22 protein-coding genes are annotated in these 23,692 nt (G+C 76.0%); 13 read left to right on the forward strand and 9 right to left on the reverse strand.

What is annotated here, in order from left to right; all coding sequences use genetic code 11:
* Window positions 1-147: 147 nt before the first annotated feature.
* Both ACIRS1_RS18670 and ACIRS1_RS18675 read right to left on the reverse strand, forming a co-directional pair.
* On the reverse strand, window positions 148-537 hold the full coding sequence (locus tag ACIRS1_RS18670; protein WP_387904692.1) for an SCO5389 family protein: 390 nt from the start codon (window positions 535-537) through the stop codon (window positions 148-150).
* Between the two features lie 69 nt (window positions 538-606).
* Entirely contained in the window at window positions 607-2,145 is a 1,539-nt protein-coding gene (locus tag ACIRS1_RS18675) for an MFS transporter (protein WP_402840902.1), read from the reverse strand.
* Window positions 2,146-2,388: 243 nt separating this feature from the next.
* On the opposite strand from ACIRS1_RS18675, the gene ACIRS1_RS18680 reads away from it, so the two are divergent.
* Window positions 2,389-3,648 (forward strand): APC family permease, encoded by a 1,260-nt coding sequence (locus tag ACIRS1_RS18680; RefSeq protein ID WP_402840905.1) that lies wholly within the window; start codon window positions 2,389-2,391, stop codon window positions 3,646-3,648.
* 24 nt (window positions 3,649-3,672) lie between these two features.
* Here the strand turns inward: ACIRS1_RS18680 and ACIRS1_RS18685 are convergent, their stop codons facing one another.
* The 3 genes from ACIRS1_RS18685 to ACIRS1_RS18695 are packed head-to-tail and all read right to left on the reverse strand — an operon-like array spanning window position 3,673 to window position 5,620.
* Window positions 3,673-3,918, reverse strand: coding sequence for a hypothetical protein (locus tag ACIRS1_RS18685; RefSeq protein WP_402840908.1), 246 nt, complete (start codon window positions 3,916-3,918; stop codon window positions 3,673-3,675).
* The gene (locus tag ACIRS1_RS18690; protein ID WP_402840911.1) at window positions 3,915-5,069 is read right to left on the reverse strand and encodes an anion permease; all 1,155 of its coding nucleotides are present in this window, start codon (window positions 5,067-5,069) and stop codon (window positions 3,915-3,917) included. The genes ACIRS1_RS18685 and ACIRS1_RS18690 overlap by 4 nt, the downstream gene beginning before the upstream one ends.
* Before the next feature lie 44 nt (window positions 5,070-5,113).
* Complete coding sequence (locus ACIRS1_RS18695; protein ID WP_402840914.1) at window positions 5,114-5,620, reverse strand: universal stress protein; 507 nt, start codon at window positions 5,618-5,620, stop codon at window positions 5,114-5,116.
* Between the two features lie 209 nt (window positions 5,621-5,829).
* Between ACIRS1_RS18695 and ACIRS1_RS18700 the strand changes: the two genes are divergently transcribed.
* Window positions 5,830-6,462, forward strand: a complete 633-nt coding sequence (locus ACIRS1_RS18700; protein WP_402840916.1) for an SRPBCC family protein — start codon at window positions 5,830-5,832, stop codon at window positions 6,460-6,462.
* Window positions 6,463-6,631: 169 nt separating this feature from the next.
* A complete protein-coding gene (locus ACIRS1_RS18705) occupies window positions 6,632-7,270 on the forward strand; it encodes a TetR/AcrR family transcriptional regulator C-terminal ligand-binding domain-containing protein (RefSeq protein ID WP_402840919.1) in 639 nt (212 codons plus the stop codon).
* Between the two features lie 72 nt (window positions 7,271-7,342).
* Here ACIRS1_RS18705 and ACIRS1_RS18710 read toward each other — a convergent pair whose 3' ends face one another.
* The 3 genes from ACIRS1_RS18710 to ACIRS1_RS18720 form a co-directional block, all read right to left on the reverse strand.
* Window positions 7,343-8,707, reverse strand: a complete 1,365-nt coding sequence (locus ACIRS1_RS18710) for an FAD-dependent oxidoreductase (protein WP_402840922.1) — start codon at window positions 8,705-8,707, stop codon at window positions 7,343-7,345.
* Between the two features lie 198 nt (window positions 8,708-8,905).
* Window positions 8,906-9,703 (reverse strand): slipin family protein, encoded by a 798-nt coding sequence (locus ACIRS1_RS18715; protein WP_402840925.1) that lies wholly within the window; start codon window positions 9,701-9,703, stop codon window positions 8,906-8,908.
* 162 nt (window positions 9,704-9,865) lie between these two features.
* Complete coding sequence (locus ACIRS1_RS18720; RefSeq protein WP_402840928.1) at window positions 9,866-11,314, reverse strand: MFS transporter; 1,449 nt, start codon at window positions 11,312-11,314, stop codon at window positions 9,866-9,868.
* A gap of 191 nt (window positions 11,315-11,505) precedes the next feature.
* Between ACIRS1_RS18720 and ACIRS1_RS18725 the strand changes: the two genes are divergently transcribed.
* Window positions 11,506-12,429, forward strand: a complete 924-nt coding sequence (locus ACIRS1_RS18725) for a LysR family transcriptional regulator (protein WP_402840931.1) — start codon at window positions 11,506-11,508, stop codon at window positions 12,427-12,429.
* A 72-nt stretch (window positions 12,430-12,501) separates the two neighbouring features.
* On the opposite strand, the gene ACIRS1_RS18730 is transcribed toward ACIRS1_RS18725, so the two are convergent.
* Window positions 12,502-13,074 (reverse strand): TetR/AcrR family transcriptional regulator, encoded by a 573-nt coding sequence (locus ACIRS1_RS18730; RefSeq protein WP_402840934.1) that lies wholly within the window; start codon window positions 13,072-13,074, stop codon window positions 12,502-12,504.
* 189 nt (window positions 13,075-13,263) lie between these two features.
* Here ACIRS1_RS18730 and ACIRS1_RS18735 point away from each other — a divergent pair, with 189 nt between their 5' ends.
* The 9 genes from ACIRS1_RS18735 (at window position 13,264) to ACIRS1_RS18775 (ending at window position 23,628) form a co-directional block, all read left to right on the forward strand.
* The gene (locus ACIRS1_RS18735) at window positions 13,264-14,001 is read left to right on the forward strand and encodes an SDR family oxidoreductase (protein WP_402840937.1); all 738 of its coding nucleotides are present in this window, start codon (window positions 13,264-13,266) and stop codon (window positions 13,999-14,001) included.
* A 259-nt stretch (window positions 14,002-14,260) separates the two neighbouring features.
* Window positions 14,261-14,959, forward strand: coding sequence for a pyridoxamine 5'-phosphate oxidase family protein (locus tag ACIRS1_RS18740; RefSeq protein ID WP_402840939.1), 699 nt, complete (start codon window positions 14,261-14,263; stop codon window positions 14,957-14,959).
* 167 nt (window positions 14,960-15,126) lie between these two features.
* Window positions 15,127-15,300 (forward strand): hypothetical protein, encoded by a 174-nt coding sequence (locus ACIRS1_RS18745; protein ID WP_402840942.1) that lies wholly within the window; start codon window positions 15,127-15,129, stop codon window positions 15,298-15,300.
* 39 nt (window positions 15,301-15,339) lie between these two features.
* A complete protein-coding gene (locus ACIRS1_RS18750) occupies window positions 15,340-17,178 on the forward strand; it encodes a lanthionine synthetase LanC family protein (RefSeq protein ID WP_402840944.1) in 1,839 nt (612 codons plus the stop codon).
* Window positions 17,179-17,429: 251 nt separating this feature from the next.
* On the forward strand, window positions 17,430-18,668 hold the full coding sequence (locus tag ACIRS1_RS18755; protein ID WP_402840945.1) for a styrene monooxygenase/indole monooxygenase family protein: 1,239 nt from the start codon (window positions 17,430-17,432) through the stop codon (window positions 18,666-18,668).
* A 106-nt stretch (window positions 18,669-18,774) separates the two neighbouring features.
* Entirely contained in the window at window positions 18,775-19,827 is a 1,053-nt protein-coding gene (locus ACIRS1_RS18760; RefSeq protein ID WP_402840948.1) for a polysaccharide deacetylase family protein, read from the forward strand.
* 420 nt (window positions 19,828-20,247) lie between these two features.
* Window positions 20,248-20,433: a thiazolylpeptide-type bacteriocin gene (locus tag ACIRS1_RS18765; RefSeq protein WP_402840951.1), complete on the forward strand. Its 186-nt coding sequence runs from the start codon at window positions 20,248-20,250 to the stop codon at window positions 20,431-20,433.
* A 104-nt stretch (window positions 20,434-20,537) separates the two neighbouring features.
* A complete protein-coding gene (locus ACIRS1_RS18770; protein ID WP_402840953.1) occupies window positions 20,538-20,717 on the forward strand; it encodes a thiazolylpeptide-type bacteriocin in 180 nt (59 codons plus the stop codon).
* Window positions 20,718-20,880: 163 nt separating this feature from the next.
* The gene (locus tag ACIRS1_RS18775; protein WP_402840956.1) at window positions 20,881-23,628 is read left to right on the forward strand and encodes a lantibiotic dehydratase; all 2,748 of its coding nucleotides are present in this window, start codon (window positions 20,881-20,883) and stop codon (window positions 23,626-23,628) included.
* Window positions 23,629-23,692 lie beyond the last annotated feature (64 nt).

Genomic DNA, 23,692 nt, shown 5'->3' on the forward strand with positions numbered 1-23,692 from the left:
CGATCGCGCCCCGACAAGATCGCCGGGCACGGTGTCACCCGCCCGCAACACGGTGCAACCCCGGTTCACCCTGACCGCCGTCACGGGCCGCGCGAGGGCTCGGCCCCCGCGCGGGGGCGCGGGGGCCGGCCGGCGGGCTGCCCGGCGTCAGCAGCTGCGCAGCTCGGGGCTCTGGTTGCGGATCTGGTTGTGCAGGGAGGTGAACTCGCGGTAGGCGTCGCCGTCCTCGGTGCCGGGGCGGAAGGCGCCGACGCGGTGGCAGTTGACGAACGCGAGCTTGACGGCGAAGTGCTCCTCCAGGCTGCCCCGGATGGCGTTGCTGGCCAGCGCGCGCAGCAGCTGGGCGCGCTCGTGGTCGCTGGGCGTGGTGTTGTCGGTGGTGAACTCGGCGTCGGTGGCGCTGAGTTCGGCGCTGAGCCCGGAGACGACCCGGTAGGCGTACGGGAGCGAGGTGCGGACGGTGTCGATGAAGTCGGACTGGTCGACGCTGCCCTGCGCGGCCTGGGCGAGCAGGGTGGGGGAGACGTCGAGGGACATGGGTGATACTCCTCTATCGGAGATGAAAACCATTTCTAACTCGACTGTCCCGGATCCCCTGAGGCCCTGTCAAGCACCCTCCCCCGAAGGACTGACGGGCGCCGGTGCCGGGCGGACCTTGATGACGAACACCGCGATCAGCACCGCGAGCGCCGCGAACACCAGCCCCATCTGGAAGGCGCTGGAGATGCCGTGCACGAGCACCTGCGAGGAGTACGGCGCCGGCAGCCGTCCGGTCGCCCGGAACTCGACGAGCTGCTGCGGGGTGGCCTGGTGGAGGAACGCGCCGAGCTGCTGCCGGGCCTCGTTGCGGCTGGCGGTGCCGTAGACCGTCACCAGGATCGACAGGCCCAGCGAGCCGCCCACCTGCTGGGTGGTGTTGAGCATGCCGGTGGCTGCGCCCGTCTCGTGCGGGGCGACGTGCGAGACGGCGGTCAGCATCACGGGGACGAAGATCGAGCCCATGCCGAGGCCGAACAGCAGGGTCGGGCCGAGGACGCCGCCGACGTACGTGGTGGTGATGCCGGTCTGGGCGGCCCAGACCACCCCGCCCAGCACCAGGAGCGAACCCGTGACGAGGAATGGTTTGGGGCCGTACCGCACCTGGTTGCGGGCCGCGAACTGGGCGGCGGCGATGATCGCCACGCTGATCGGCAGGAAGGCGAAGCCGGCCCGGAGCGGACTGAACCCGAGGATGTCCTGCACGAAGAGGGTCACGAAGAAGAAGATGCTGAACATCGCCGCGGCCACGCAGAGCATCAGCCCGTACGCGCCGGAGCGGTTGCGGTCGCGCAACAGGTGCAGCGGGGTGATCGGCTGCGGGGCCCGCCGCTCGTTGAGCACGAACGCGGCCAGCAGCACCACGGCGAGGCTGAACGACAGGAGCGTCACCGAGTCCGTCCAGCCGTGCTCGGCGGCCCGGATGAACCCGAACACCAGCGAGACCATGCCCACCGTGGCGGTGAAGGCGCCGACCAGGTCGAAGCGGCCGGGGTGCCGTTCGGACTCGTTGATGTAGAGCGGCGCCAGCAGGGCGATCGCGATGCCGATCGGCACGTTGACGAAGAACACCCAGCGCCAGGACAGCCAGGAGGTCAGCATGCCGCCGAGCAGCAGCCCGATGGCGCCGCCAGCGCCCGCGACGGCGGAGAAGACGCCGAAGGCGCGGTTGCGCTCCGGGCCCTCCCGGAAGTTGGTGGCGATCAGGGCCAGCGCGGTCGGCGAGGCGATCGCGCCGCCCAGCCCCTGCAGGGAGCGGGCGGCCAGCAGCCACGCGGAGGACTGTGCGACGCCGGCGAGCAGCGAGGCCAGGGCGAAGACCAGCACGCCGGCGATGAAGACCCGCCGGCGCCCGAGGATGTCTCCGGTCCGCCCGCCGAGCAGCAGCAGTCCGCCGAAGGTCAGGGTGTAGGCGTTGATGACCCAGGACAGGTCGGTGGTGTTGAAGTTCAGTGCCTGCTGGATGTGCGGCAGGGCGATGTTCACGATCGTGATGTCGAGCACGACCATGAGCTGGGTGGCCGCGATGACGGTGAGGGCTATCCCTGGGTGCTGGCCGCGGCGCGCGGGCGCGGGCGGAGCTTGGGCCAGGGCACGCGAGGTGGCCATGGCAGGTCTCCCGGTGGCTGGGGAGCGAACGGTGGCGGGAGGGTGGCGGAAGCGTCCACTACCACGACACTAGCTCCGGGATATAGGGAACACAACCGTTCATTACGGACAAGCGGCGGTTTCCGGACAGCCCGCCGGAGAGGGCGCCGGCGGGCCGGTCCGTCGCGCCGCGGGGCGGCCGTCCTCCCGTTCCCGGGCTGGGATACCGTGCACCGGCATCGGAGATCGACACAGGAGCCTGCCATGAACCGACCGGCCGGGAGTGCCCAGCCGCAACTGCGCCGTCAGCTGGGGTTGTTCGACGCCGTGGTGATCGGGCTGGGCTCGATGATCGGGGCCGGGATCTTCGCCGCACTGGCACCGGCGGCCGGCGCGGCCGGCTCCGGACTCCTGCCGGGGCTGGCCCTCGCGGCCGTGGTCGCCTACGCCAACGCGACCTCCTCGGCGCGACTGGCCGCCCGCTACCCGCAGTCCGGCGGGACCTACGTCTACGGACGGGAGCGGCTCGGCGAGTTCTGGGGCTACCTGGCCGGCTGGGCGTTCGTCGTCGGCAAGACCGCGTCCTGCGCCGCGATGGCGCTGACGGTGGGCGGCTACGTCTGGCCGGGGCAGGCGCACGCGGTGGCGGTGGCCGCGGTGGTCGCCCTGACGGCGGTGAACTACGTCGGCGTGCAGAAGTCCGCCTGGTTGACCAGGGGGATCGTCGTGGTCGTGCTGGCAGTGCTCGCCGCCGTCGTGGTGGCGGCGCTGGGCTCGGAGGGCGCGGACGCCGCCCGGCTGGAGATCGGCACCGACGCCTCCGCGCACGGCGTGCTGCAGGCGGCGGGCCTGCTGTTCTTCGCCTTCGCGGGCTACGCGCGGATCGCCACCCTGGGGGAGGAGGTCCGCGATCCGGCGCGCACCATTCCGAGGGCCGTCCCGCTGGCCCTGGGCCTCACCCTCGTCGTCTACGCCCTGGTCGCCGTGGCCGTCCTGGCGGTGCTCGGGCCCGAGCGGCTGGCCGCGGCCGCGGCGCCGCTGTCCGAGGCGGTGCGCGCGGCCGGTGCGGACGGGCTGGTCCCGGTGGTCCGGGCGGGGGCGGCGGTGGCCGCGCTCGGTTCGCTGCTGGCGCTGATCCTCGGAGTCTCCCGGACGGCCTTCGCGATGGCCCGCGACCGGCACCTGCCGCACGTGCTGGCCGCGGTCCACCCGCGCTACCGCGTGCCGCACCGGGCGGAGCTGGCGGTCGGCGCCGTGGTGGCGGTCGCGGCGGCGAGCGCCGACCTGCGCGGGGCGATCGGCTTCTCCTCCTTCGGGGTGCTGGCCTACTACGCCGTCGCGAACGCCTCGGCCTGGACGCTCACCCGGGCCGAGGGCCGCCCGCCGCGGGTCGTCCCCGCGCTCGGCCTGGCGGGCTGCCTGGCGCTGGCCGCCGCCCTGCCGCTCGCCTCGGTGCTCTCCGGCGCGGCCGTGCTGGCCGTCGGCGCGGCCGCCTACGGGTTGCGCCGGGCCGCCACGTCCTGAAGGCCGCCGCGCCGCCCGGGGTGCTCAGCTGTGGTTGACGATCACCGCGATGCCCCAGCCGATCGCGGCGAGCACCACGGCGAAGCAGAGTCCGGCGACGGCGTACCCGAGCACGCCGGCGGTCGGCCGGTCGGTGCCGGGCGCGTCCGGGCGGGACTGCGGGGCGAGCGCGAGCAGGCCGACCGCGAACAGCGCGGGGAGGCCGGCGCCGGCGAGCAGCCCGACCACGATGATCCGCCAGAGCGCGTCGAGGTTGATCCAGCTGTTCACGAGGCCACCTCGTCCTGCTCGGGTGCCGGGACGACCGATCCGGTCCAGGCGGCGTTGACGTTCTCCGGGGTCACGGCCGGGTGGCGGGAGGCCGCGAAGAAGGCGACCGAGGCCAGGATCAGCACGACGAAGATGGTCACCACGCCCGCCGTGCCGCCGATCCCGTTGGCGACCCAGTAGGCGAGGGCGCCCATCAGCCCCGCGGCGGGCAGGGTGAACAGCCAGGCCGTCACCATCCGGCGGGCGATGTGCCAGCGCACCTCCGCGTCCTTCTTGCCGACCCCGGAGCCCAGGATCGACCCGGTGGCCACGTGGGTGGTGGAGAGCGAGTAGCCGAAGTCCGTGGAGGAGAGGATGACGGCCGCCGAGGCCGACTCGCTGGCCATCCCCTGCGGCGCCTCGATCTCCACGAGCCCCTTGCCGAGCGCCCTGATGACCCGCCACCCGCCGATGTAGGTGCCGAGCGAGATCGCCACCGCGCAGGAGGTGATGACCCAGGGCGGGGAGGTCGCACCGGCGTGCAGGGTGCCGTTGGCGATCAGCGCCAGGGTGATGACGCCCATGGTCTTCTGCGCGTCGTTGGTGCCGTGGGCGAGCGAGACCATGCAGGCCGAGCCGACCTGGCCGATCCGGAACCCGTGGGAGCGCGGGCCCTCGGCCACCCGGCGGGTGATCCGGTAGACCAGGAAGGTCCCGAGGGCGGCGATGGCGCCCGCGATGAACGGGGACAGCGCCGCGGGCACGATCACCTTGGCGACCAGCCCCTGCCACTTGACGGCCGAGCCGCCCGCCGCCGCCATGGTCGCGCCCACCACGCCGCCGATCAGCGCGTGCGAGGAACTGGACGGGATCCCGAGGTACCAGGTGGCCAGGTTCCACAGGATGCTGCCGGTCAGGCCCGCCATGACCACGGTGAGGGTGACGTCGCCGCTGTCGACCAGGCCGCTGGCGATGGTCGCCGCCACCGCGGTCGAGAGGAACGCACCGACCAGGTTGAGCACCGCGGAGACGGCGACCGCCACCCGTGGGCGCAGCGCCCCGGTGACGATCGAGGTGGCCATGGCGTTCCCCGTGTCGTGGAACCCGTTGGTGAAGTCGAATCCCAGCGCGGTGGCAACCACCAGGGCCAGGACCAGGTCGTTGCCGGTCACGGGGTCGAACCCTAGCCGCCGGTGGCCGCCCGTCCGGGTCCGTACTACCCGGGCGCGCCGGGTGTCGCGGCGCGCCATCCGATCGGATGAGCCCCGCGGTGCGGGACGAGGGGTCGGTGCTCCGGCGTGCCGGGCCCGGTCCGGACCGGAAGGACCGGGCAGGGGGCGTGGTCGAGGACGTAGCGGGTGGCGCGGTCGGGGCCGTGCGGGCGGTCGCCGCCGCGGGCGAGGACGAGCAGGTCGGCGCCGACGGCGGCGGCGACGACCTCGCGCTCGACGCGGCCGACGCGCACCCGGGCCGTGCAGGGGCGGCCGAGGCGTCGTGCGGCGGCCCTGAGCAGGCCCTCGCCGGAGGCCGCCGCGAGTTCGTCGAGGCGGGCGTCGGGGTCGTACGGGGCCCGGCCGGTCCGGTCCGGGTGGGCCGGCGCTGCGTGCGAGGCGGGTTCGACGGCGTGGAGCAGGACGATCTCGGCCCCGGGCGGGGCGTGGCAGCGCGCCGCGTCGACGCAGGCGGGCCAGGTGCTCGGGGAGATCCAGACGACGACGCTCACGATGTCACGCTCCGGGGATCGAGGGGGGATCCGGAAAGGAGCCTCACTATGTCACCGCGGCGGGGTGGGGCGGGCCCGGATCGGACGGCGATGGCATCAAGGAATCGTTAGGGGTTGTCACGCGGGCATTGACCCTTCATCTGATCGTCCGTTATACCTTCTAGCGAACGCGTGAGTATCTATCTCCGAGTCGAACGAAGGGGACCACCGTGTCCGGCATCCGCAGCAACCGCATCCGCGCCGCCCTGATCACCGCCCCGCTCGTGGCCGCTCTGCTCGGCGCCGCCGCGCCGGCCGGGGCCGCCACCGCCCACCGCGCCGCGTCCCTGACCTGCCGCGGCGAGGGCGTCGACCCCGGCGCGCAGGTCCGCTACCGGACCGAGGCCGTGATCCACGCGCCGCTGCGCACCGTCTGGGAGGTGCAGACCGACGTGGCCGACTGGCCGTCCTGGCAGCCCCCGGTGGAGACCGCGCGGCGCCTCGACGACGGCCCGCTGCGAGCCGGCTCGGCGTTCCGCTGGACGACGCCGGTACCGCCGAACCCCGCGACCCCGGCCACCGAGCTGGTGATCACCTCGACCGTCGAGCAGCTCAGGCCCGGGTCCTGCATCCGCTGGACCGGCCCCGCGGTCGGGGAGGGGCTGCACATCGACGGCGTGCACGTCTGGACCTTCACCCGGGTCGAGGACGGTGTCCTGGTGCGCACCGAGGAGACCCACACCGGTCCTCAGGTCGACGCCGACGTCCCCGTCGCGACCGCGCTCCTGGGCCAGGGGCTGGAGGCCTGGCTGGCGAACCTGAAGGCCGCCGCAGAGGCCCGCGCCCAGCACGGGCCCTGCTGAACGCTGCAGTCGAACACCGGTGGACGGACGGTTGGGGCGGAACGGGTTCGTTCACTAACATCGACAGTGTTCCCGGGAGGCGGGAAACGGCTCCGCTCATGACGGGCCGCCCATCGGCGGCCGTGATGAGGGACGTGTCGAGAGGCGGGACCGAAGAAGGTGCGCAGCCATGCCCGCTGAAACCGACGTCGCGCGCCGGTCGGTGGCCGCCGCCCCGACCAGGTCGCCGGCCGCCCCGCTGCGGCGGCGCGGCGAGGCGCTGGAGAGCGCCATCTTCGAGGCCACGCTCCGGCTGCTCACCGCCGACGGCTACGCCCGGCTCACCATGGAGGGCGTGGCCGCCGCCGCGCAGACCGGCAAGGCCGCCCTCTACCGGCGCTGGCCATCCAAGGAGGAGCTGGTGAAGGACGCGCTGCGGGCCAGCCTGCCCCCGGCCGGCCCGGCGCCGGACACCGGGGGCCTGCGCGGGGACCTGATGGAGGTCGTGACCAGGCTGCGCGCGGCGATGTTCAGCGAACCGGGCGCGGCCGTGCGCGCGATCATGGGCGAGCTGGACCAGCAGCGGGCCCACGTCTTCCTGGCGATCGTGCTGGAGCGGGTGGTGCAGCCGACCACCGCACTGATCGGCGAGGTGCTGGCCCGGGGTGCGGCCCGGGGCGAGGTCCGCCCCGGGGCCGTCACCCCGCTGGTCACCGACGTGGTGCCGGCGCTGATGCTGTACCGGATCAAGACGTGCGGCGGAACGGCCGTTCGGCTCGATCCGGCGGCGATCGTGGACGAGGTGCTGCTGCCGATCGTCCGCCCCTGACCCGGGCCCCGACCCGCTGCCGGGCCGTCGGGTCCGGGTCCGTCGAGCCCGCGGGGTCCCGCCGGGGGCCGCTCAGGCCCCGCTGTTCCGGAGCATCTCCTCGCGCTCGACCACCTTGACCCGCTCGCGCCCCTCGGCCGCGCCCAGCGCGCGCTCCTGCGCGTCCAGCAGCTGCCAGCCCTCCCAGGTGGTGAACCGGACGCCCTGCCCGCGCAGGTGGGCGACCACGGCCTCGGGGTCCGGCTCGACGGCGCCGGGCAGGCGGCCGGCCGCGTGGTCGGCCAGCAGGCAGGCCACGGTCTCGTTGGCGTCGCCCTTGGTGTGGCCGATCAGGCCGACCGGGCCGCGCTTGATCCAGCCGGTGACGTAGGTGGCCGCGCGGTGCGAGCCGTCGCCGTCCAGGACCCGCCCCGCCTCGTGCGGGACGGTGCCGGACACCGGGTCGAAGGGCAGCTTGGGCAGCTCGTCGGAGTAGTAGCCGACAGCCCGGTAGACGGCCTGGACGTCCCAGTCCCGGAACCGGCCGGTGCCGCGGACGTTGCCGGTGCCGTCCAGTTCGGTGCGCTCGGTGCGCAGGCCGACGACCCGGCCGTCCTCGCCCAGGACCTCCACCGGCGACTCGAAGAAGTGCAGGTGGACGCGGTGCGGGCGGTCGCCGGCGTCGCGGATCGCCCAGTTCTCCAGCGTCGCCGCGACCAGGTCGACGTGCTTGACGGCCCGGCGTTCGGCGATCGAGCCGGCGTCGTACTCGATGTCCTCGGGGTCGACGATCACCTCGATCGTCGGCGAGTGGTCCAGTTCGCGCAGCTCCATCGGGCTGAACTTGGCCTGGGCCGGGCCGCGGCGGCCGAAGACGTGCACCTCGACGGCCCGGTTGCGGCGCAGCCCGGCGTGGACGTTCGGGGGTATCTCGGTCGGCAGCAGCTCGTCGGCGGTCTTGGCGAGGATCCGGGCGACGTCCAGGGCCACGTTGCCGACGCCGAGCACGGCGACCTTCTCGGCCTCCAGCGGCCAACTCCTCGGCACATCCGGGTGGCCGTCGTACCAGGAGACGAAGTCGGCGGCGCCGTACGAGCCCTCCAGCCCGATCCCGGGGAGGCCGAGCGCCCGGTCGGCCGTGGCGCCGGTGGCGAACACCACCGCGTCGTAGAACCGGTGCAGGTCGTCGAGGGCGAGGTCGTCCGGGTAGTCGACGTTGCCGAACAGGCGGACCTGCGGCTTGTCGAGCACCTGGTGCAGGGCGGTCACAATGCCCTTGATCCGGGGGTGGTCGGGGGCGACGCCGTAGCGGATCAGCCCGAACGGGGCGGGCATCCGCTCGAACAGGTCGATCGAGACCCCGGGGGCGTGGGCGGCGTCGGACTTCAGCAGGGCGTCGGCGGCGTAGACGCCGGCAGGGCCGGCGCCGACGATCGCGACCCTGATCGGGCGGGTCATGGTGGGTGGTACCTCCGGTCGGGCGCAGCGGGGAGGCGGACGGGGACGTCCCTGCAGCCAACCCGGCGGGCCCGCGGAGGTGTAGGCGGTGCTGGTCTATGGGGTCATAGAGACGACCTATGGCCGGCGGCCGGCCCGGAGTGCTCCGGGCCGGCCGCCGTCACCGTGCCGGTGCCCCGCCGGCCGGGGGAGCGTCGGTCAGTCGTCCTCGGAGCGGGCCTGGGCCGGGACGGCTGCGCCCTCCGCGACCCGGGCGGCCGAGGCCTCGAAGAAGCGCAGCAGTTCCACCGGGAACGGCAGGACCAGCGTCGAGTTCTTCTCCGCCGCGACCTCGACCACGGTCTGCAGGAGCCGCAGCTGCATCGCCGCCGGGGTCTCGGCCATCTTGGCGGCGGCCTCGGCGAGCTTGGCCGCGGCCTGGAACTCGCCGTCGGCGGTGATGATGCGGGCCCGGCGCTCGCGGTCCGCCTCCGCCTGGCGGGCCATCGAGCGCTTCATCGAGTCCGGCAGGCTGACGTCCTTGATCTCCACCCGGTCGATGTGCACGCCCCAGCCGGTGGCCGGGCTCTCCAGCATGACCTCCAGCCCCTGGTGGAGGTTCTCCCGGCCGGAGAGCAGGTCGTCCAGCTCGCTCTTGCCGATGATCGAGCGCAGCGAGGTCTGGGCGACCTGGAGCATCGCGAAGGCGTAGTTCTGCACGTCGACGGTGGCCTTGATGGGCTCGACGACGCGGAAGTACAGCACCGCGTCGACGCTGACCGAGACGTTGTCCTTGGTGATGCCCTCCTGGGCGGGCACCGGCATGGTGACGACCTGGACGTTGACCTTGCGCATCCGGTCGACGACCGGCACCAGCAGGGTGACGCCCGGTTCGCGGACCTTCCCGAGCACCCGGCCGAGCCGGAACACCACGCCCCGCTCGTACTGCTGGACCACCCGCACACCGGTGAGCAGCCACAGCAGCGCCAACACGGCGACGACCACGAGTATTGCCACGTTCGTCCGACCTTCCCCGTCGCGGCGCAGCCGGGCCGGGCCCGGAGTGGGCCCCGTCGCGCGGTGCGAGCCGCGTGGCACAGTATGCGCCCGCCCCGCGCGGCTCCGACAGGCGCGTGCGTCACCCTCCTGACGGGCCGTCTCCGCCGGCCCGGCGGGCCGTCAGCGACCGCCGACCCGGACCGGTTCGTTCGTGTCCGCCCCCGCCCCTGCCCGCGGGGCCTGGCCGCCGCGACCGGGGCCTGCGCCCACCAAGGCGTTGAGCACCGCGACGGCCAGGCCGAGACCGAGCGCGATCAGCCAGGCCCGCCGCTGGTCGAGCACCGGCCCCGCGGCCGTGGCGGCGAGCACCGCGACGCCCAGCGTGTTCCCCAGCTGCCGGGAGGTGGTGGCCAGGGCGGCGGCCACGCCGGACTGCTGCGGCGGGAGGCCGGTCACGGCGGTGTTGGTGATCGGCGGGTTGACCAGGCCGAAGCCCAGCCCGAGCGCCAGGTACCCCGCCGCGTACGGCAGGTAGCCGTCGCCGCCGGAGGCCAGCGCGAGCAGCCCCGCGCCCAGCGCCAGCAGCAGACCCGAGCCGACCAGCAGCCGGCGCGCCCCGACGACCGGGATCAGCCGCCCGCTCAGCGGCGACACCACGGCGATCGCCAGCGTCGCCGGGAGCAGCGCGAGCCCCGTCCCGAGCGCCGAGAGGTGCCGCTCCTGCTGCCAGTACACGCTGGAGACGAAGAGGAAGCCGGCCAGGATCGCGAACACGAGCACCGCCGTGACGGTGGCCGCCGTGAAGGTGCCGTGCCGGACCAGCGCGAGCGGGAACACCGGGTGGCGGCGCCGCCGTTCGACGGCGACGAACGCAGCGCCGCCGCCGAGCGCCATCGCCGCGCAGACCGGCGGGACGACGCCGCCGTACCCGTGGTGGGCACCGTGGACGAGCAGTTCGGTGAGGCCGAGCACGGCCACCGCGCCCAGCGCCAGCCCGGCCGGGTCGAGCGGGCGGCCCGTCCCGCCCCTGGTCTCCGGCACCCGCACCGAGGCGACCAGCGCGACGGCGACCACCGGCAGGTTCACCAGGAAGATCCACCGCCAGCCCACGGCGTCGACCAGCGACCCGCCGGCCAGCGGGCCCACCGCGGCGGCGAGCCCGAAGACCCCGGCCCAGACGCCGATCACCCGCGCCCGGCGCACCGGGTCGGTGATCGCGGACGTCAGCGTGGACAGGGCGTTCGGCCCCAGCAGCGCCGCGCCGCACCCCTGCAGGACGCGCACCGCGACGAGCCCACCGGGCCCGGTGGCGAGGGCGCAGCCGAGCGAGCCGAGGCCGAACACCAGCAGTCCGGCCCGGAACATGGCCCGCCGGCCGAGCCGGTCCCCGAGGGCTCCGGACAGCAGGAGCAGCACCGCGAGGGTGAGCGTGTAGGCGTCCACCACCCACGCCAACTGGTCGGGGGAGGCGTGCAGTTCACGCCGCAGTGCGGGCAGGGCGACGTTCACCGCCGTCGCGTCCAGGCTGGTGATGAACATCGACGCGCCGCAGACGGCGGTGAGGAGTGCGGGGCCGAGGGGGCGGACCCCGGGCCCGGGATCGTTCGTCGAGTCCAGGGCAGGCGGCATGGGGACCCCTTCCGGGTCGTGGTGGGAGAGGCGACGGACGGGCGCGTCATCGGCGGTGTGGTCCGGCCGGGGCCCGGGGCCCGGCCGGCGGATCCTGCCGGACACGCCCTCGCGCGGTCGCTCTGCCTTCGAACCTAGGCGTCGTCGTCGTTTGCGGCAATCGGCAAAACAGCAACTGATAGTTTCACCTGGTGCAACTGTCCTCGCTCGACCTCAACCTGCTGGTGGTCCTGGACGCGCTCCTGGAGGAGGGGTCGGTGACCCGGGCCGCGCAGCGGCTCAACCTCTCCGTGCCCGCGACCAGCCGCGCCCTCGGCCGGCTGCGCCGGGCGCTCCAGGACCCGCTGCTGGTCCGCTCCGGGCGCGGGCTGCGGCCCACCGCCGCCGCCGTCGACCTCCGGCCCCGGCTGCGCCTCTGGCTCGAACAGGCCGAGGAACTGCTCGACCGTCAGGCCCGGCCGCTGGAGCGCGGGCTGACCGTCCTCGCGCCGCAGGACCTGATCGTCACCAGGAGCGCGGACCTGCTGACCCGCCTCGCCGCCACCGCCCCCGCCGCCGAACTGCGGTTGCTGGCCACCGACGGCGGCCGCGACGGCGCGGAGGCCGTGCGGGACGGGACGGCCGACCTCGCGGTCGTCGTCAACGCGGCCAAGTACCCCGACCTGCGCTCGCTCGGGCTCGTGCGGGCCGGACTCACCGCCGCCGTCCGGGCCGGCCACCCCCTCACCCGGGGCGAGCTCACCCCGGAGCGCTTCGCCGCCGCCGGGCACGTGCTGGTCTCCCGCAGCGGCCGGCCCGACGACGCGGCCGACCGGGAACTGCGCGAGGCCGGCCACCCCCGCACCGTGCGCTGCGTGGTTCCCGGCTTCCTCGCCGCACTGCACCTGGTCGGCCGCACGGACCTGGTCACCGTCGCGCCGGACGCGCTGGTGCGGGAGCTCGCGGACACGGCCGGGGTGGTGCCCGTGCCCGCCCCGCTGCGGCTGCGCCCGCTGCGGGTCACCCTGCTCTGGCACCCGCGCCGCGACCAGGACCCGCTGCTGCGGCTGCTGCGCGACACCCTGACGGAGCTCGCCGCCACCCTGACCGGGCCCGGGGACGAGCCGCCGCACTGACCTGCGCCGGGTGTCCCTCTGCGCCGCGGCCCCGCGCCCGGGGCCGCGGGGCCGCGGGGCCGGGCGGGTGGCTCAGGGGCGGACGGCGAGGCCGTCCAGGGTGAGGCCGAGCAGCCGCTCGGCCTGCGGGCGGTGCCCGGCACCCGCGGAGGTGAGGGCGATGCCCTCGAGGGCGGCGGCGAGGTCGCCCGGCGTGATGTCGGTGCGGATCGCGCCGGCCGCCGTGCAGGCGGCCATCAGCTCGGTGACCGCGGCCAGGATCAGCTCCCGGCTCTCCCCGTAGGGGTTGCCCCCTGTCGCGGCGATCGCGCGCAGGGCGTCGATCATGCCGTACTTGGCGGTCACGTAGTCGAGGAACAGGAGGGTCCAGGCGCGCAGGGCCTCGGTCGGCGGGTGCTCGGCGAGCAGACCGGGGACGGCCTCGCAGAGCTGGGCCAGCTCGTTGCGGTAGACCGCCTCGACCAGGGCCTCCCGGGTGGGGAAGTTGCGGTACAGCGTCGCGCTGCCGACGCCCGCCTCCTGGGCGATCCGCTCCATCGGGGTGTCCAGCCCCTGCGTCGTGAACAGGTGCACGGCGGCGGCCAGGACCTTCTCCCGGTTGCGCCGCGCGTCGGCCCGCAGCGGTCGGTGCGTCGCGTCGTCCATGAATGCCCGTCACTTCCTCGAAGGTGCCCTGCGGTTTGCTAAGTGGGGGGTTCCCCACTTAATCTGCGGCAAGTGGGGGATTCCCCGCTTTCACTCTAGGGCCTGCCTTCGGACCCGCAGCCGCGGGTTCGAGGACAGGCCTCCACGTCAACGCGCTGACCGGTGCGTACCCACGAAAGGGAGCTGATCATGGCGGGCATCGAGGGCAAGGTCATCGCGATCACGGGCGCCAGCAGCGGCATCGGCGAAGCGACCGCGACGTACCTCGCCGAGCGCGGCGCCAGGCTCGTGCTCGGCGCGCGCCGGGAGGACCGGCTGAACGCCGTCGTCGACGCCATCACGGCCGGCGGCGGCACCGCCGTCGGCGTCGTCGTCGACGTCACGCGTCGCCAGGACCTCCAGCGGTTGACCGACACCGCCGTCGACCGGTTCGGCCGCCTCGACGTCCTCGTCTCCAACGCGGGCACGATGGCCGTCTCCCCCTTCGACGACCTGCGCCAGGACGACTGGGACGCGATGGTCGCCACCCACGTCACCGGGCTGCTCAACGGCATCGGGGCGGCTCTGCCCGTCTTCCGCCGCCAGCGCTCCGGACAGTTCGTCAACGTCGGCTCCACCGCGGCCTACGTCGTCAAGTCCCCCCAGGCCGTTTACGCGGCCACCAAGACGGCGGTCAAGGTGCTCACCGAGGGGCTGCGCCAGGAGTCCGGCCCCGACCTACGGGTCACCCTCGTCTCGCCCGGCTTCACCCACACCGAGGGCGTGGGCAAGGGCGCCAGCCCGGAGGCCGCGGCCGCGATGACCCGGCAGCGCGACGAGATCGCCATGCCCCCCTCCGCCGTCGCCTCCGCCATCGGCTACGCGATCGAGCAGCCCGACGGCGTCGACGTCAGCGAGATCGTCGTCCGGCCCACCGCGCAGGCCTGACGCCACCCCGGGGCCGCGCACCTCGCCGGCGTCCGTCCTCGTTCCCGGCGGGGCCGGCCGGGCGGGGGGCGCGGGCTCCCGGCCGGGCGCCGCCCGTCGACACGCACGGCCCCGCCGTTCCTCGACTTGTCGGGGGCCGGGCGCTTGGATGGGTCCGGCCTGGTCGCCGACCGGACGCGGCCCCGGACGCGATCCTCCCGAGGGACGGCCCCGGCCGCCGAGCCAGGACGACCCGCCGGCACGCCGAGGAGCCACCACCGTGAACGACACCCCCGACGCCGCCCACTCCGACGCCGTCCACCCCGAGGCGTTGCAGCGGGCCGACCCCGCCGCCGTGGCCCGCCGGGTCGCCGAACGGCGCGAACGGCTCGGGCTCAGCGAGGACGACCTCGCCCGGCAGGCGGCCATGGCCCCCCGCTACCTGCACCACCTGCTCGAAGCCGGGCCGGCCTTCGACCCCGGCGGCTTCCTGCGCATCGCCGCCGCCCTCGGCCTCAGCCGGAGCACCCTGCTGGAAGGCCGCGCCGACGCCCCGCCCGGGCAGGGCGGTCCCGGCCCTCGCCCCCGGCTGCTGGACCTCACCGAGCGGGAGTGCTGGGACCTGGTCGGTGCCCACGGCGTCGGCCGGGTCGCGCTGCCCGTCCAGCCCGGCCCGGTCGTCTACCCCGTCAACTACGTGGTCGACGACGGCACCTTCGCCTACCGGACCGGCGGACACTCCGCCGCCGGGCTGCCCGAGGGCGCCGCGCTGTCCTTCCAGATCGACCACATCGACGAGTACCTGGGCCGGGGCTGGAGCGTTCTCGCCCTCGGCACCGCCCACCACGTCGAGGACCCGGACGAGGTCCGCCGCCTCGCCGACCTCCCGGGCGCCAGCCCCTGGGCGGGCGGCGACCGGCCGCACTGGATCCGCATCCGGCCGGACAAGATCACCGGCCGCCGTCTGGTCAGCGGTTGAACGGTCGCGACGCGGCCGCCCGCACACCGCTAGCATCGCCGCGGGCGGGCGTCCGGCGGCACGTGCGGCGGTGGTCGCGGACGTGCGCCGTGACGCGGTCGGGGCCGGATCGTCGGACCGCCGTCGGCCCCAGGAGCGTCCACCGAGCCCGCAGGGAGGGAGCAGCCATGACCGCAGCGGTGCCCGGGATCCGCGCCGCCCGCCGGCTCGACCTCGACGCCGACCCCGACGTCTCCGAGGTCTCCGAGCCCGCCGGCGGGACCGGCGAGCCCGCCGCCCGCCCCGGCGACCGGTGGGCCACCGGCGACCGGACCCGCCCGGAGTCCACCGCGCACTGCTGATCCGGCCGCCGACCGGCGGACCCGGGGGAGGGACGGACCGTGAGCACACCAGCAGGCGGCACGATCAACCGCACCGCCGCCGACGGGCGGCCCGACACCGGCGCCCGCGCGCCCCGCGACCTGCGGCGGGACGTCCTCGCCGCCGGACCCTACCGGCTCGGCCCCCAGCCGGACGGGCGGGCCTGGTGGCCGCTGGCGTGCCGGCTGCTGAGCGCCCTGGACGCGGCGCACGGGCGCGGTGAGGTGCTGCTCGGGCTCGAACCCGGACAGGTGCGCCTCGCCGCGGACGGAGCCCTGGCCGGCATCGGCCCGGTCGACGGTGCCACCGCCGCGGAGGGTGCCACCGCCGCGGAGGGTGCCACCGCCGCGGACGGTGCCCGCGTGCGCGGCAGCTCGGGCGCCCGCGGGGAGGACCGCCCGCCGGGCTACGCGTTGCCCGGCGCCACCGGCGCGGACCCCACCGAGGACTACTACGCGCTCGGCACCACCCTCCACTTCGCGCTCACCGCCCTCGACCCGGTGGTCGTCGACCCGGACCCGGTGACCAACCGCGACCGCACCCTGGCCTGCCTGCACGCCGCCCTCCCCGCCGCCGGCCCCGAGGACCCGGCGCTGGCCCTGCTCACGGACCTGCTCAGCTTCGCCCCGGAGCGGCGCTCGGCGGCCGCCGCCCGGCTGCGCGGCGCCGCCCCCGACCGCTCCCCGGCGCCGTGGCACGCCTGTACGCCACCGCACCGGGCGCGGCTGGCCAGGATCCTCGACCACACCGTCGCCACCTGCGCGCGGATGGCGCACGACCTGATCGCCGCCGACGACCGCACCGCCGTACCCCGCGACCTGCTCTCGTTCTTCGACGGCGGCGCCGGCCTCGGGCTCGAACTGCTGCAGCACGCCGACCGCCCGGACGCCCGGGCCGCCGCCACCGCCCTGGCCCGCTGGACGGCCGGCCACCCGGGCCTCGACCGCCTCGACGGCTCGCTCTACCGGGGCCGGACGGGCGTCGACCTCTTCCTCGCGCAGGCCGCCGCCGTCCTGGGCCCGGACACGCTGGGAACGGACCCGCCCCCGTACCGCCACCAGGAGTCCGCCGGGACGGAGCAGCTGACCGGCGCCGCCGGGATCGGCACCGGCCACCTGCTGCTCGCCGCGCTCGGCACCGACACCGACCGGCACCTCGCGGCGGCGTCCGCCTTCGCCGAGCGGCTCACCACCAGCCCGCCCGAGAGCCCGCAGGACGTCCCGGGCCAGGCGCCCCGCCCCGGCTCGGTCGGCGAGCCGCCCCGCCCCGGCGCGGCCGCCCGCGCCGAGGGTTTCGCGCACGGCCGCGCGGGCGTCGCCCACTTCCTCCTCGCCATGCCCGACGAGGCCTCCCAACGCGCCGCCCGCCGCATCGTCGAGGACCTCGCCGCCCGGCTCCCCCGGACGGTGGCGGACGCGCTGCGCCCGGGCGCCGACCCGCACCGCCACCTCTCCTGGTGCCGCGGGCTGGCGGGCCTCGGCACCGTCCTGCTCCAGGCCGGCCGCCGGTACGGCGACGACGCCCTGATCGCCCTCGCCGCCGACGCGGCCGGGGCCTGCCGGGCCCTCGCCCCGCGCACCGCCCTGGTGTCCCGCTGCTGCGGGCTGGCCGGAGCCGGCGAGCTCCTGGTCGACCTCGCCGCCGTCACCGGCGACCCGCAGGACCGCTACCGGGCAGAGGAGCTCGCCACGCTGCTGCTCACCCGGGCCGGCGGACCGCCCGGCCGGCCGCTCTTCCCGGGCCGCAGCCTGACCGCGGAGTCCTCCGCCTGGGGCTACGGCACCCCCGGCATCCTGACCTTCCTCCGCCGCCTCTCCCGGCGCGGCGGCCCGGTGCCGGCCAGGCTGTCCCTGGGCTGACGGTCCTGGCCGACGGAACGTCAGCGCCCAGGCAGGGGAGGGGATCCGCACCTCCCACGCCCGGACGGCCGCGACCGCGGACGTCGCCGCGGTGGGCCCGGCGGCCCGGGCCGTGGACGCGGGGGCCCGATGACTGGTATTCAGACCAGTGGCGGCCGGTCGGGCGCCCCGTCCGCACCAGCGGGCCCACGGGCCCTGGGTGGCAGGGGTGTTGGGGCCGGCCGGGACGTACAACCAGGAAAGCGGAGACGATGCGCAGAATTCTGATCGTCGGTGCCGGGCAGGCCGGCCTCCAACTGGCGCTGGGGCTGCAGTCCCACGGCTACGACGTGACGGTGATGACCGACCGCGACGCGGACGCCGTCCGCGGTGGCCGGGTGCTGTCCACCCAGTGCATGTTCGACTCCGCGCTGCGGACCGAACGCGCGCTCGGCCTGGACCGGTGGTCCGGCGACACCCCGCAGATCGAGGGGATCGGGATGTCGGTCGCCGGGCCGGAGTCCGCGCGGGTGCTCGACTGGGTCGGGCGGCTGGACGCCCCCGCGCAGTCCGTGGACCAGCGGCTGAAGATGTCCGACTGGCTGGAGGCCTTCGCCGGGCGCGGTGGCCGGGTCGTGCTGAAGCAGGCCACCGTCGCCGACCTGGAACACCTCTCGCGCTCGTACGACCTGGTGCTGGTCGCCGCCGGGAAGGGCGAGCTGGCCGGGATGTTCGAGCGCGACCACGAGCACTCCCCGTTCGACCGGCCGCAGCGGGCACTGGCCGTCAGCTACGTGCACGGGCTCGGCCCGCGCCCCGAACACGCCTTCCCCGCGGTGCGGTGCAACGTCGTGCCCGGGGTGGGGGAGCTGTTCGTCATCCCGGCGCTGACCGGCGGCGGCCCGTGCGACATCCTGTTCTGGGAGGCCGTACCGGGCGGCCCCGCCGACGCGTTCGACGGTCTCCGGGACCAGGACGAACACCTCCGGGTGACCGTGGAGTTGATGAAGACCTTCACTCCCTGGGAGTACGACCGGACCAGGGGCGGCCTCGAACTCACCGACGCCGGGGCCACCCTCGCCGGGCGCTTCACCCCGGGCGTCCGCCACCCGGTCGGCGAACTGCCCGGCGGCGGCGCGGTGCTGGGCGTCGCGGACGTGGTCGTGGCCAACGACCCGATCACCGGGCAGGGCTCCAACAACGCCGCGAAGTGCGCCGCCGGGTACCTGGAGCGGATCCTCGCCCACGGGGACAAGCCCTTCGACCGCGACTTCATGCAGGACACCTTCGACCGCTACTGGCGCACCGCGCGCCCCACCACGGCCTGGACCAACGCGATGCTCGCGCCGCCGCCCGAGCACGTCCCCCAGCTGTTCGGCGCCGCGGGGCGACTCCCCGCGGTGGCCGACCGGTTCGCCAACGCCTTCGACGACCCGGCCGACCTGGAGCAGTGGTTCTTCGACCCGGCGAAGGCGGCGGCCTACCTGGCCTCGGTCACGCCGGGAGCCTGAGCCGCCCCTCGCGATCCGACCACCGCGATCCACCACCGCGATCGGGCGTCCGCAGCAGCAGCGGGCGCCCGATCCCCCTGCCCGGCACCGAGGGAACGGAACGACGATGAACACGGAGGACGGCAGAGCGGCCCGGTACGTCGGGGTCGCCTGGAGCGCGGACGGCTACCGGACGGCCCAGCTGGACCGGCACGGACGGGAGTGCGCCGCCCCCGCCCACTACGGCGCGGCCCGCACCGCCGACCTGGTCCGCGACCTGCTCGCCGACCACCACGGCGGCCCGCCGCTCAGCGTCGTCATCGACAGCACCAACGGCCTGCTGGACGCCACCCTCACCGCGGTCGGCCTCACCGTCCTGCGCGCCGACCCCTGGCACCTGCCGCCCCGGCCGCTGCTCGGCTCCGCCCCCGCCCACAGCCTCGCCCTCGCCGCCGTGCGCACCCCCGGCGGCCTCGACCGGCTCACCGTCGCCAGCGGCTCGCTGGCCGGGCGCGGGGAGGAGTACCAGCGCGGGCTGGCCCGCAGTGAACCGGCCGAGCGCGAGCTGCGCGCCGGCGGGCGGCTCGTCCCGCACGGCCCCCGGGGCGTCGACGCCGTCGCGCTCACCTTCGACGACGGCCCGGACCCGCGGCACACCCCGCGGATCCTCGCCCTGCTGGCCCGCTACGGCGCGCACGCCACCTTCTTCACCGTCGGCATGCACGCCCGCGCCCACCCCGACCTGGTCCGACGGCTGGTGGGCGAGGGCCACGGCGTCGGCGGCCACACCTGGTCGCACCCCTTCCTGCCCGACCTCACCGGGCCGCAGCTGACCGAGCAGCTCGACCGCACGGACGAGGCGCTGGGCCGCGCCGGCAGCCCCGCGGCCCGCTGGTTCCGGCCGCCCTACGGCTCCCGCACCCCGGCGGTGCTGCACCGGATAGGGGTCAGCGGCCGCACCACCGTGCTGTGGGACGTCGACTCCCGGGACTGGTCCCAGCCCGGCCCGGACCGGATAGCCGAGACGGTGCTGGCCGCCGCCCGTCCGGGCTCGGTGGTCCTGCTCCACGACGGGGCGGGGGACCGCTCCCAGACGGTGGCGGCGCTGCCCGCCATCCTGGAGGGGCTGCTGGCGCGGGGCCTGGCCCTGGTCGGGCTGGACACGCTGCTGCCCGCGTAGCCGGCCGTCCGGACGGAAGGCCGGCGGCCGTCCATCGGTGCCGGGCCGTTGCGGTCGATGCCAGTGCCCGTGCCGCTACCGGGGTGCCGCGGCCGGTGCCGGGATGCGGGGCGCGGTGCCTCGCCGAGCGCCCTCGGGGGCGTGGACCAGAGGGACCCGTCGCGGCTCGCTCAAGTGCGGCTGGGGCGGGCTACGGTCTTGCGCCCCGGGAGCGGGACAACCGGCCAATGCGCCCGGCGCCCGTCCCGAGAGCGGCTCCAGCGAACCTAGACTCGCCTGAGAGCGGCGCTGCACCGGTGTCGGGACGATCCGGGTGCGCCGCATTCATGGGGGACAGGCACCTCCGCCGTCCCCGTCCGGCAGGCGCGCCCGCGCCTCGCCCACCCCCATCCCAGGGAGTCCGCCATGTCCGAATCTGTCATGCCCACATCTGCTTCTGCCGCCCAGGGCCTCGAGCTGCAGGACCTGGACCTCGACGAGCTGACCGTCACCGCCCTGCGCGACACCGTCGCCCTGCCGGAGAACGGCGGGTCGTGGGGGTCCTGCTCCTGCCAGGGCTCGTCCTCCTGCGCGCAGCCCAACCTGCCCGGCATGGAATCCGCCTGACGCGCCGCCGGGTCGGTCCGTGACGCGGACCGACCCGCAGTGGCCCGCCCCGAAGCGGCCCGTCCCGCACCAGACCGAACCGTATCGAGCACCCGGGAGTCCCCATGTCCGACCACCCCGAGGACGTCCTCGCCCTCGACGACCTCGACCTCGGTGAGCTGACCGTCACCGCCCTGCGCGACACCGTCGCCCTGCCGGAGACGGGGGCCTCGGGCGGGCCCAGCTCCACCTCCTGCGGATCGTCCTCCTGCGCCGTTCCGCACCCGCCGGTCCATCCGTACTGAGCCCGGCACGGTCGCGCGGCCGGCCCGCCCGGGCCGACCGCGCACCACGGCCGGATGCGGCCGGGCAGGGCCGACCGTCCGTCCCGGCCCTGCCGCCCGCACAGCCGCACGCACGGCACCCGGACATCGTCCGCACCACCGGCCCGTCGGAGGGAGCCCCGCCATGCCGAACCACGCACCGTCGAACGGCGTCGCCCCGGGCCGCGCCCGGACCCACGCCATCCCGCCGCAGTACGCGCCGACGGCCCTACCAGCCCAGCCGGCCCAGCGGGCCGGGGCAGCCGGGGCACCGCCCGCCCGCACGGCTCCGTACACCCTGGTACGGGCCACCGTGCTCGCCCGTCCGGCCCAGTCCGCCCCGGCCGCCGCCGTCCGGGACCTGCTTGGCCGGCTCACCGCCCTCGAGGCCGCCGAGGCCGTCCTCCGGCCCGCGCTCTGCGACGACCTGCACGCCGAACGCGCCCGCCACGGCGAGGAGTTCCACCGCCGGGTCGCCCTCCCGCTCCGCCGTGACCTGCACAACGGCCGCCCGCCCCGCCCGGCACTCCTCGACCGGCTCGGCGACCTCCCCGACCGCCTGCCGCGGCTCGCCGCCTGGCTGGAGCTGCGCGCCCGCCGCGCCCGGTTGCTGGACGAGCTCGCCGCCGCCCTCCCGCCCGCGCTCGCCGCCGAACGCGCGGCCCTGGCCGGGTTGTGCGCCGAACCCGCCCTCGCCCGCGCCGTCGCCCTCACCAGCGCAGACCTGCTGCGCGCGGTCTCCACCGCCGCGCGCCGCGGCCTCCAGCCGGGGGAGCACGGCGGGCGGGCCCGCAAGGAGGAGGCGGCCGTCCTGCGCCACGCGCTGCGGGCCACCACCAAGACCAGTCCGCTCTCCTGGTTCACCGCCGTCGGCTGGGCGGACGCGGGTGCGGACGCGGGCGCGGGCGCGGGTGTGGGCGTGGGTGCGGGCGCGGGAGCGCCGAGCGCGGACGCGGGCGACGGCGCGCCCCCGCGGGCCGTCGTCAAGGAGAACCGCACCCTGGTCGGCGCCCTCGTCGAAGCCCTGCTCGACGACCCCCGCCGCAGCCGCACCCTGCCCCACCGGATGGCCGGCTCCACCCGGACCGGCGACGGCCTCGCGCGCTACGCCCGCAGCCAGGTGGTCTTCGCCGGAGGGCGGTACCTCGTCACCCGGGAGGAGCAGGTCCAGCTGGCCGACCGCCCCGAACTGGCCGTCCTCGCCCGGCTCGCCGACACCCCCGACACCCCGGGCCGGCTCGCCGCCCGCCTCGCCGCCGCCCTCGGCCGGCCCGACGGCGACCCCGCCGTCCACCGCTTCGTCGGCCAGCTCCTGGGCGCCCGGCTGCTCGCCCCGACCGACCCGGTCGACCCCCAGGCCGAGGCACCGTTGCGCCGCCTCGCGGACTGGCTCCGACAGTGGCCGGAGGACGCCGGTCTGGTCCGGATGATCGCCGAACTCGCCGACCGGACGGAGGACTTCGGTTCGGCTCCGGCCGACCGGCGCCCCGCGCTGCTGGCCGGACTCGCCGCCGACTGGCGCCGCGCGCTCGCCGAGGCCGGCCGGCCCGTTCCGGCCGAGGCCGCCCCACTGACGGTCCTCACCGAGGACGTCCACGCACCCGCTCCCGCCCGCCCCCGGCTGGACGACGCGGACCGCAGGGCGCTCGGCGAAGCCGCCGCGCTCGCCGAGCTGTTCGACCACGGCCACCTGATGCGCCGGGCGGCCCGGGACCGCTTCGTCGCCCGCTACGGCGTCGGCGGGGTCTGTACCGCCCCCTGGGAGTTCGGCGCCGACGCCGCCGAAGCCTGGGCCGACGCCGGAAGCTCCGCCGTCCCGGCCGAACTCGCCCACCTCCGGGCGGAGTTCGCCGCCACGCCCGAGCGGGGCGGGGAACAGCTGCTGTCCGTCGAGCAGCTGCGCGCCCTGGCCGAGCGCCTGCCCGACTGGACCGCCGCCCGGCCGCTCAGCTACTCCTGGTTCGTCCAGCGCGACCCCGCCGACGGACTGCTCTGCATCAACCACGTCTACGGCGGGTGGGGGCGGTTCACCAGCCGCTTCCTCGACGAGGCGGGGCCACGGGCGGCCGCGGCCGTCGCCGCGCAGATCCGCCGCGGCCTGGGACCCGGCGCCCGCGCCGCCCAGATCCGGCCCGTCGGCGGCTTCAACGCCAACCTCCACCCCCGGCTGCTGGCCGACGAGATCGGCCCCGACCGGCGCTGGACCGGTCTCGCCGAGGCGGACCTCGACCTCGTCCACGACCCCGCGAGCGACCAGCTGCGCTTCCGGCTGCGCACCACCGGTGAGCACCTCGACGTGCTCTACCTGGGCTTCCTCGCGCCGATCATGCTGCCCCAGCGGCTCGCCCCGCTGCTCGCCGACCACCCCAACGGCGTCGTCGACTTCCGCCCCCTGCTGCCGCGCACCGCACTGCCCGCCCCCGGCGGCACCGTCACCCGCACCCCGCGGCTGCGGTACCGCCACCTCGTGCTGGCCCGCCGCCGCTGGCACCTCCCGGCGGACGTCCTGGACGCCCTGCGCGCCGACCTCGCCGCCGACCCCGGCCCGGACGGCGTGCCCGCCACGACCGCCGCCCGCTGGCGCGCCCGGCTCGACCTCCCCGAACAGCTCTTCCTCCACCCCGTCCCGGACCAGGCCGCGGGGCCCGCCGCGGACGCCTTCGTCGCCCACCTGCGGGCGCCGAAGCCCCAGCCTGTCGACCTCGGCGACCCGCTCCACCTGCACCACCTCGGCAAGTGGCTCACCCGCCACCCCCGGGGCGTCGTCCTGGAGGAGGCCCTCCCGGCCGTCGGAGGTGCGGCGGAGCCGACCAGGGCCGTCGAACTGGTCGCGGAGACGTACCGCCCGGGGCGGACGGGACGGGCCCGCCGCCCCGCGGGTGAGCGGCCGTGACCGGCGCCCCGCCCGGCGGCGCCCGCAGACCGCCGCCGGGCGGCCGCCCCGATCGTCACGAAGG

It is taken from the genome of Kitasatospora sp. NPDC101176, from assembly GCF_044768035.1.
Taxonomy (GTDB): domain Bacteria; phylum Actinomycetota; class Actinomycetes; order Streptomycetales; family Streptomycetaceae; genus Kitasatospora.

Bases quoted from the DNA above. Each gene is read 5' to 3' on its own strand.
- ACIRS1_RS18710 (WP_402840922.1), bottom strand. From the start codon at position 8,707: ATGACCCGCCCGATCAGGGTCGCGATCGTCGGCGCCGGCCCTGCCGGC.
- ACIRS1_RS18670 (WP_387904692.1), bottom strand. From the start codon at position 537: ATGTCCCTCGACGTCTCCCCCACCCTGCTCGCCCAGGCCGCGCAGGGC.
- ACIRS1_RS18705 (WP_402840919.1), top strand. From the start codon at position 6,632: ATGCCCGCTGAAACCGACGTCGCGCGCCGGTCGGTGGCCGCCGCCCCG.
- ACIRS1_RS18770 (WP_402840953.1), top strand. From the start codon at position 20,538: ATGTCCGACCACCCCGAGGACGTCCTCGCCCTCGACGACCTCGACCTC.
- ACIRS1_RS18730 (WP_402840934.1), bottom strand. From the start codon at position 13,074: ATGGACGACGCGACGCACCGACCGCTGCGGGCCGACGCGCGGCGCAAC.
- ACIRS1_RS18760 (WP_402840948.1), top strand. From the start codon at position 18,775: ATGAACACGGAGGACGGCAGAGCGGCCCGGTACGTCGGGGTCGCCTGG.
- ACIRS1_RS18775 (WP_402840956.1), top strand. From the start codon at position 20,881: ATGCCGAACCACGCACCGTCGAACGGCGTCGCCCCGGGCCGCGCCCGG.
- ACIRS1_RS18720 (WP_402840928.1), bottom strand. From the start codon at position 11,314: ATGCCGCCTGCCCTGGACTCGACGAACGATCCCGGGCCCGGGGTCCGC.
- ACIRS1_RS18755 (WP_402840945.1), top strand. From the start codon at position 17,430: ATGCGCAGAATTCTGATCGTCGGTGCCGGGCAGGCCGGCCTCCAACTG.
- ACIRS1_RS18745 (WP_402840942.1), top strand. From the start codon at position 15,127: ATGACCGCAGCGGTGCCCGGGATCCGCGCCGCCCGCCGGCTCGACCTC.
- ACIRS1_RS18675 (WP_402840902.1), bottom strand. From the start codon at position 2,145: ATGGCCACCTCGCGTGCCCTGGCCCAAGCTCCGCCCGCGCCCGCGCGC.
- ACIRS1_RS18735 (WP_402840937.1), top strand. From the start codon at position 13,264: ATGGCGGGCATCGAGGGCAAGGTCATCGCGATCACGGGCGCCAGCAGC.
- ACIRS1_RS18680 (WP_402840905.1), top strand. From the start codon at position 2,389: ATGAACCGACCGGCCGGGAGTGCCCAGCCGCAACTGCGCCGTCAGCTG.
- ACIRS1_RS18765 (WP_402840951.1), top strand. From the start codon at position 20,248: ATGCCCACATCTGCTTCTGCCGCCCAGGGCCTCGAGCTGCAGGACCTG.